The following is a 525-nucleotide window of genomic DNA, read 5'->3' on the forward strand; positions in this document are numbered from 1 at the left end:
AATCAGAAACAGATTCAGTTGACGGTGTAGACCCTATCCAATGGACGTTGGCAGTACAAGCTACTGAATCAGACATTTATTTGAATAATGGTAAAAATGTAGCTGCTATTGAATATGAAATTTGGGGAGACCAAGCAAAAGACTTCGCTAAGAAAATGGAAAGCGGACTGTTCATTATGCAACCTGACACGGAATTGGCTGGTGCTGTTACATTAGTTGCTCCAGTTATTCCGAATGTAACTACTGCTACAAAAGGACGCAATGACGGAACGATAGTAGTACCAGCTACTTTGAAAGATTCTAAAGGTGGAACTGTAAAAGTAACATCAGTAATTAGAGATGACCACGGAAAAGTCGCAACAAACGGACAACTTGCTCCTGGAGTTTATATCGTAACATCCTCTGCTGACGGTTATGAAGATGTTACCGCAGGTGTTTCAGTAACTGATCATTCATAAGGCTACAAACGCAATAACCTGAAAAACCAATTAAGTAAAGGAATATAAAATAAAATGGCAAAACAAT

General features: G+C 38.7%; 1 protein-coding gene. It reads left to right on the plus strand.

From position 1 onward, the window contains the following. Positions 1 to 458 (plus strand): phage tail tube protein (locus L979_RS15290; protein WP_047692577.1); only part of this gene is annotated, 458 nt, incomplete at its 5' end. Positions 459 to 525 lie beyond the last annotated feature (67 nt).

The organism is Kocuria sp. ZOR0020, assembly GCF_000800955.1.
In the GTDB taxonomy this organism is placed as follows: domain Bacteria; phylum Actinomycetota; class Actinomycetes; order Actinomycetales; family Micrococcaceae; genus Kocuria; species Kocuria subflava.